The 279-nt window shown below is 46.6% G+C and carries 1 pseudogene; it reads left to right on the top strand.

What is annotated here, in order from left to right:
* Nucleotides 1–279, top strand: a pseudogene (locus SB775_RS28915) (peptide ABC transporter substrate-binding protein); the annotation flags it as partial.

Consider the following 279-nt stretch of genomic DNA (forward strand, 5'->3'; position numbering starts at 1 on the left):
GTACAAGAAAAACCTCGGTGTCGATGTAAAGCTGGAGAACAAGGAATGGAAAGTATTCTTGTCCGATCAGCGCGCACGTAATTTGCAGTTCTCCCGTTCGACCATTCCAGCCGATTACGGCGACCCGGTCAACTATTTGGAGCTGTTCGTGACTGATCATCCAGGTAACCGGATCAATTACAGCAACAAAGAGTACGACGCACTGGTTGAAAAAATTCGCAACACCGTTGATGAGACAGAACGCTTCCAGCTGATGCATGATGCAGAGAAAATTTTCAT

The sequence above is a fragment of the Peribacillus sp. SIMBA_075 genome (genome assembly GCF_046534585.1).